Here is a 7,372-nt window from a genome sequence, read left to right on the forward strand (position 1 = left end):
GCAGTGCTGAACAAATCAATTATCTCCATTTGAAAAAATGTCTGAATAATGAGTAATGCAAAAATGATTATTATTGTTTTCCATTGGAATTTTAATGCAACACTTAAAAACTTTTTCATAATACTAAATTAGTTTTAACATTAAAAAAAATTTTCCATCACTGTGCCACGAATATATCTCCTATGAATTAAGAAGAAAAATTTAGCCATTACATTAATCTTCGTTGTGAATCAATAAAACTGGGTTCATTAACCTTATCTACAACATCATCATCTTTAACCTCACCAATCAGCAATGGATAATCCGGATTATGCAACTTTTGATTCTTTTTGACCAGTTTCATGTTGCTGTTTGCGTAACACTCTTTAAATTATTTATTACAATTTTGATTTTTGTTTGATATGATACGAGCAAATAATAGTAAAAAAGTAGCGGAATTATCCACTACTTAGGGAATTTTGTTTCATATTTAAAAAAAATAATCAATATTATATATAATGAAAAATACATTATATTACAACACATAATGAAAAATTAATTATATAATTCAAAATACAATATATGACATTATATAATGAAAAATACATTATATGAGGGAAACAAATGGATGAAATTGCAAGCATAACTGATGCAAATTTAACCGAAACACAATTTTTCAACCGAACAGATGAAATCAACATATTATCAAACTTATTAATCAGCACTGAATTCAACTCTTCGCCTACAATACTCCTAACAGGGATTAGAGGGGTTGGAAAAACAGCACTTATCAAAAAAATCAAAAATAAATTCAAAAGAGAATATTTAGTTGTAGACATCGATTTATCCAGAAGCGATGCATACCAACAAAAAAACCTCACAAGAGCAAGCATAATTAAAATAATTTATGACACAATTATCAAATCATCCAAAGAACTTGGCTTAAAAACGATTAACAAGCAAATAGAAAAATATTTTAAAACAAAAAATTTCAAAATAGATAAACTTTTATCCTATGAACACATTCCAATTCCAATATTCGAAAGCGAAGACAATTACGAAAAATTAGCTGAATTTGTAATGGAATTACCTCAAAAAATTTATGAAGACAATACTGATAAACTAAAAGGCGTTTTCATATTCATTGATGAAATCCAATTAATGAAAGATTTAGGTGATGAACTGAATGGATTTTTATGGTACATGCGCAGTTTCATCCAAACACAAAAAAATGTTGCATACCTATTTTGCGGAAGCATGAGCTTAAAAGATAGTTTAATAAATGATTTGAATGGAAATCAAGGAGCATTTGGAGGAAGGATGCTGACAATTGAAATTCAACCATTTTCAAAACAAACCACTGAAAACTATATTAAATCAATGACAAGAAACATACAGCTCGATGATGATGGATTTGAAAGATTTTACAAATGTACACGTGGAATTCCATATTACATCAATATATTTGCAAAATATCTTCCCGAAAACATAACCTTAACTGAAAATAATATCATTGAATTATTCAAGGATTCAATTGATTATCTCGCTATCCATTTCATATACATGTGGTCTAAATTAACATTTCAAGAACAAAAAATCATAATTTCACTACTTGAAAATCCAAAAAAAAGAATAGAAGTAGCAAATTACCTCAAAGTAACCAGCGGATCACTAAACAGACCACTAAATCGCCTTCTAGATTACGATTTAATTGAATATGCAAATGACAAATATCAAATTACAGACCCTATTTTCACATACTGGCTTAAGAACAGTTATGAAAAAAATGGAATATATCCATTTAGAAGTATTTAAAACAACTTAGATTGTACATCAATATAGCTAGGTTCCCTAACCTCGTTTACAACATCATCATCTTTAACTTCCCCAATTAGCAATGGCCAATTATGATTATGCAACTTTTGGTTCTTTTTGACTAGCTTCATGTTGCTGTTGGTATAACACACTTCAAAAATATCTACTACTTTTAGTGAAATTTATTCTATACTATTAAATCAAAACTCAATAGTTTCTGCCAACACCCAAAGCATTTAAAAAAAAAAGGAAATGAGAGATTGTCTCTCATTGTTTTTTAATATTTATATTTTTTAATCGCAGCGTTAGAATTAAAATAGCTGCTAACACGATGGCTAATCCATACATTACGGAGGCCATTGCATTCTGAATAATTATATCTGCAGTATTCACAACAATACTGTCTTGTCCCTCTATAGTGTCTAATTTTTGGAAGTAATCATAGACAGCCTGATGGAATTGCTCATCTCCGGAATAATCCGGCGCATAGGTATCGACTGCAGTACTAATACCGCCCATAACTCCAAGAATTAGAATTATTCCAATGATTGCTGTACCCAATGATGAACCTAATGTCTCACCAGTTGAAATAATACCAGATGCATTATTTTGGCCTTCAGCAGGAACATAGAATAATGAAGCATCCGTTGCTAAAGCCATCATAAAACTCCCCAGTCCACACAGTTGGAGCCTTTACATTTACTTGCATCATTGATGGTTTGTTTATCAGTCTTTTGTGAATCGAAATACTTGAGATATAATTTAATATTTGGCAGTCACTGAAATTCTTGAAAAATCAGATTTTATCTAACGAATAATTTTCACAAAAACACCTATAAAACATATTATTCCTCTATAACATTATATGCAAATAAATAGAAATATGTCCATATGACAGTTAAAGAGATTTCAGAATATATAACATTTCCAAGAACTTTTGAAAAATACAGATGGTACACACCTATACTTGTTTTCATAATAGGTGCAATAATATTTTTAATACTCAACCTACTATTAATTGCCGTTTTCTATGCAATATGTGGAGAAAACATTATGGTCCAACTCCTGCATGGAAGATATGAAGTCATGAACTCCGAGATAGGCGAAATCTATTCTCATTTGGCAATAGCCATCATGATTCCATCTTTGTACCTTGCAACTAAAATTGTTAAGGACAGACCGTTTTCCTCATACTCCTCTTCACGTGGAGGATGGAACACCCAACTCTATCTCAAGGCATTTATAATCCCGTTTATTTTATTCCTTGTCGTTGGAATTATTGAATCCGTAATACTGGGTAATGGGGGAAATTATCATTTTACAATACTGTTTTTTATAATCCTCCTAATTGTAGTGCCACTACAATGTATTGCTGAAGAATACGTGTTCCGTGGACTTCTTATGCAAACCTTAGGGTCATGGTTTAACATACCATTATTGGCAATCATTCTCCAAGCCATAATCTTTGGATTCACCCACGGATACAATGGTATAGGAAACATTGGGATAATAATTTCAGGTTTAGTAATGGGATTTTTAGCATGGAAAGCCAATGGTCTGGAAGTCAGTTCCGCATTCCATACTGCAAATAACTTATCCTTCAGCTTACTGGTCATGTTCGGAATTCAATCCACAACCTCAACAATAGTAATGTCTGATTTAATAATTTCAACCATGAGTACTGTAATTTTTGGTATCTTACTTTATTACATCGGAAAGAGAAGCAACTGGTTTGGCGAGATTCCGGAAACCCTTCAGGAGGATGATTCTTAAATTGAGATACATCATCCATCTTTTAATCGATGGCTTTGAATATAATTGTCGCAAGGATATTTTACTAGTTGTCTGATAAGTCGGAGTGATTGCTCACTCCTTTCTTCTCACAACGGCTGGTGTCAGTTTCCAAAAAAACTACTCAAGCTTATTGTTTAGCCAACGCAAATTTATTCTATATGAATGGGGTTCAAAAAATAAGTTTTGAATTGGTGATGGCTACCATTGATGTTAATCAACTTACAATAGAATTTATTATCATATGTACAATTAATTAGAAGGATTGGAGGTTATGAAAATAATCTCTTGGAATGTTAATGGAATAAAATCAAAATATGGAAATAGAGATTATCTGAAAACCCCTAGTAAAAAAAGAAATAGGGAAAAATATAATCCCTATTTTTTAACGGTTATTTTTTTGCTTACAGCATCTTTACCATAAGAAACCTTATAGGAGTATTTTTTACCAACTTTAAGTTTTTTAAGCACATTCTTTTTGATTTTGAAAATTGCAACACCTTTCTTGCTGGTTTTTACCTTATAGGTTTTGCCTTTGAATTTCAAGGTTACGTATTTGCCTTTAATGTATTTCTTGTTGACCTTTTTCAAGGTCACTTTGATTTTAAGGACTTTTGCAGATTTTTTAGCCTTAAGGTTTTTAGCAACAACAATGCTGTTCACTTTAACCTTGTTTTTAACAGTTACATCTTTATATGTTGCAGTGATTGCGTATTTACTTGATTTTGGTTTAACAGTAGGTATTTTATAAGTTGCATAACCTTTGCTGTCGGTTTTAACCTTTTTGGTGGCACCGTTGAATTTGAAGGTTACGTATTCACCGACTACAGCCCTGCCGTCGATAGTTACACGAACCTTATAAGAGGTGCCAGCTGAGTAAAGCATGACAACATCCTTATTGCCTGTGATAACCGGTTTTGATGGAACTACAGGTTTAGCGACAGTGTAGACTTTCAATATTGCTGTTACATTATCTTTAGCAAGATCTTCCCAATTGACACCATCCACACTTCCAAATGAAACGTTTTCCTTATGATGATGTCTTGAATTATATTCGAAAGGTAGAGAACTATTTTTGAATACAACTTTAAAAGTAACATTTGCTGAAATTGGAATGTATTGTGTTAATTTGATGGTATGATAACCTGCAAATGGGCTTACGCCATTTTGTGTGTGTTTTAACACTCCATTAACATAAATATCAAATTCATAATCAACTCCCTCACTATCAAAGTAAGTACCCACGGCTGCAATTAAATCATCTTCAAGAGCAGTGTAGGTATTTGAGAAGTACTTGTATTGATCTACAAAGTTATTTAACTGTCCTGCATCTGTTTGATAATTCTTATTGTATGGAACAGTGTTGTTAAATAAGTAAGCCGCATAGTATGGATACTGCTGAGGGTTTTGAGTATTGAATGAGGTATCATAATATGACAGGTAGAAATAGCCTTCATCTCCCCAGTCTGTACCCCAGCTGTTTTTAATAATCCATGCACCATCACCAGAAGGTGGATTTAGGAAATTACTTGCAGGATAATTATCATCCCAACCAACAAGAGTTACCGCATGATTTATACCTTTAGTTCCATTGTAATAACGTGCAGCAGATGTTTCGTTATAATATTTTGAACTCTCACCTGAATAAATTGCCACTAGAAATGCTCCGTAGTCCATTAATGCTTTTTTAAAGATATAATTGTCTGTTGCATTTTGACGAGCCGGGAAGAACACTACGTCCTGAACATGTATACTTTCATTTGCCATGTTGATATGAGTGGATACTTTTCCAAGCTCATCATATCTATCCAGATCGGTTGGATATGGACCGTACCAGTTTACAAGATATCCGACACCTGTGGATTGTTGTGCACCTTCTAAAATTCCATCAACTCCATAAATTGAATATTGAAGCATTGTATTTTGAATATTGTCCTGTGAAAAATTATATAATTTTCCGGTTGCTTTAAGCAATGCTGATTCTAAAGCACCGGATGTTGCAAATGTCCAGCAGGCACCCATATTACCCTGGTCTCTGACAGGACCCACTAATCCATAATCCTTTAAATTGAATTTGGGAGGCAATGTGTCAAATTTATAAGGAGTGTTATTAATCAGTGTTAATTCTATTCCGTCGTTTACCACAATTGTTGCATAAAATGTGTTGTTAACAGAAACCAAATCATTATTGAATTTATTGTCTTCGGCAATGTCTTGTGTTGAGAATACTGAGTATAGGGCATTTCCGTTATCTTTGAAGGTGTTGTTTTGTAATGTGAGTTTGGAATCATAGGTGAATACCGCATCCCCTTTGTTTGATCCGTGATTGTCAATGAAAGTTGAACCCTTGATTAATATGTTTCCTTTATCAAAGTACAATACTCCCCCAATTTCCAAATCTTCTTTAACAACATTATTTCTCTTGAATGTGGAATTTTCAATGGATACGTTAGCATATGATGTCCATAATACTCCACCATCATACATTGCAATATTATCTTCGAAAGTTGAGTTAATGATATTTAATTCAGCTCTAAGCTGCATTACGGCACCTCCAAATGCCGCAAAACAACCATGGAATTTTGAGTTGGCGATTGTCACATAACCCGGATTAATATCAGCAAAAATCACCCCACCATCCTTACCTGAAGTGATATTTGTAAATTCACAATCCTCAACAGTTAAATTAACCGCATATTTAACGCCAATTGCACCAGCACTATTCAAAACAGTAAGATTCCTGAATTTAGTGTTACGTACAGTCACCCTACCATTTTCCCCATAAATTGCATTGGCATAGCTTGAACATGAATTTGCAAAAGTAGAACTGTCAACAATCAATGCTCCGCCAGAAAAATAAATATGTGACCATTTTGACTCGATTCCACCTTCAAAAGTGGAATTTACAACAATCACATTACACTTTTCGTTGAAAAAAATGTCTGAACTGTCAGTACCCGTATTTGAAATAAATTTTGAATTGTTTACAACCAAATTAGTAGCATTTAGTTCAATTCCACCAGAAGCATATTTGGAGGATGAGTTTTGAATGGTGACATTGTCCAGATAATACTCTGCATTTGGCTGAACGAAAGATACTGCACCATTTAATGCATTTTTGATTATCAAATTTTTTAGAGTGACATTGTTCCCAATTATATTAAATATTCTCGCTTTTCCGTTCCCGTCAATACTATATCCGTTACCGTCCAAAAGGAAGTTGCTTTTGGAGACATTAATTCCATCTGTGAAATTGATGTCATTGCCTTCATCGTAGACATAGTCATGAGTAAGTTTTAATTCATTTGTACTTTCATTTATGTCTTTATTTAAATCATTGAAGTTAGCATTTGGTGAATCTGAGGTTAATAAATCCCCATTACTTGTAAAGTTCGTTATGTTTTTTTCTGCAGATACTGCTGATAATGTGAATAATATCAGCAAAATCAAACTTAAAACAATTAATTTATTTATTTTCATACACACATATATTAGTTAAGAAACTATTAAATATGCTTCTATTAAATTTTCTAATGTATATTAGATATGATGATATACTGAACGGGTTTCAGAAATTAAGTTTTGAATTGGTGATGGCGGGTGTTAATGTTTTATGGAAATTCACTAGCTATCTCATGATATTTATCACTAACAATAGCTACAAAGTATTTTATCTCGCCTCATAATTGACTCTTTCAAAAACTTTGTTGATTTGAAATTTTTTGATGAAAATTAGTTGTGAATTTTTAATTTTATCTAAAAATAGTTAAATTTAATAAATAGGCGG

General features: G+C 32.3%; 5 protein-coding genes. 2 read left to right on the forward strand and 3 right to left on the reverse strand.

Annotated features, from left to right (window positions below):
* Nucleotides 1-208: 208 nt before the first annotated feature.
* Nucleotides 209-343, reverse strand: a complete 135-nt coding sequence (locus QZU75_RS12355) for a hypothetical protein (RefSeq protein WP_292605337.1) — start codon at nucleotides 341-343, stop codon at nucleotides 209-211.
* Nucleotides 344-603: 260 nt separating this feature from the next.
* Here QZU75_RS12355 and QZU75_RS12360 point away from each other — a divergent pair, with 260 nt between their 5' ends.
* On the forward strand, nucleotides 604-1,794 hold the full coding sequence (locus QZU75_RS12360) for an ATP-binding protein (protein ID WP_292605339.1): 1,191 nt from the start codon (nucleotides 604-606) through the stop codon (nucleotides 1,792-1,794).
* Between the two features lie 267 nt (nucleotides 1,795-2,061).
* Here the strand turns inward: QZU75_RS12360 and QZU75_RS12365 are convergent, their stop codons facing one another.
* Entirely contained in the window at nucleotides 2,062-2,454 is a 393-nt protein-coding gene (locus tag QZU75_RS12365; RefSeq protein WP_296884121.1) for a hypothetical protein, read from the reverse strand.
* Nucleotides 2,455-2,685: 231 nt separating this feature from the next.
* Between QZU75_RS12365 and QZU75_RS12370 the strand changes: the two genes are divergently transcribed.
* The gene (locus QZU75_RS12370) at nucleotides 2,686-3,567 is read left to right on the forward strand and encodes a CPBP family intramembrane glutamic endopeptidase (RefSeq protein ID WP_292605345.1); all 882 of its coding nucleotides are present in this window, start codon (nucleotides 2,686-2,688) and stop codon (nucleotides 3,565-3,567) included.
* A 396-nt stretch (nucleotides 3,568-3,963) separates the two neighbouring features.
* On the opposite strand, the gene QZU75_RS12375 is transcribed toward QZU75_RS12370, so the two are convergent.
* Nucleotides 3,964-7,065: a C1 family peptidase gene (locus tag QZU75_RS12375; protein ID WP_296884122.1), complete on the reverse strand. Its 3,102-nt coding sequence runs from the start codon at nucleotides 7,063-7,065 to the stop codon at nucleotides 3,964-3,966.
* Between the last annotated feature and the right edge of the window lie 307 nt (nucleotides 7,066-7,372).

The organism is uncultured Methanobrevibacter sp., assembly GCF_902764455.1.
Taxonomy (GTDB): Archaea; Methanobacteriota; Methanobacteria; order Methanobacteriales; family Methanobacteriaceae; genus Methanocatella.

What these genes read in the sequence shown, in the direction of transcription:
- QZU75_RS12355 (WP_292605337.1), bottom strand. Translation starts at nt 343, where the DNA reads ATGAAACTGGTCAAAAAGAATCAAAAGTTGCATAATCCGGATTATCCA.
- QZU75_RS12360 (WP_292605339.1), top strand. Translation starts at nt 604, where the DNA reads ATGGATGAAATTGCAAGCATAACTGATGCAAATTTAACCGAAACACAA.
- QZU75_RS12365 (WP_296884121.1), bottom strand. Translation starts at nt 2,454, where the DNA reads ATGGCTTTAGCAACGGATGCTTCATTATTCTATGTTCCTGCTGAAGGC.
- QZU75_RS12370 (WP_292605345.1), top strand. Translation starts at nt 2,686, where the DNA reads ATGACAGTTAAAGAGATTTCAGAATATATAACATTTCCAAGAACTTTT.
- QZU75_RS12375 (WP_296884122.1), bottom strand. Translation starts at nt 7,065, where the DNA reads ATGAAAATAAATAAATTAATTGTTTTAAGTTTGATTTTGCTGATATTA.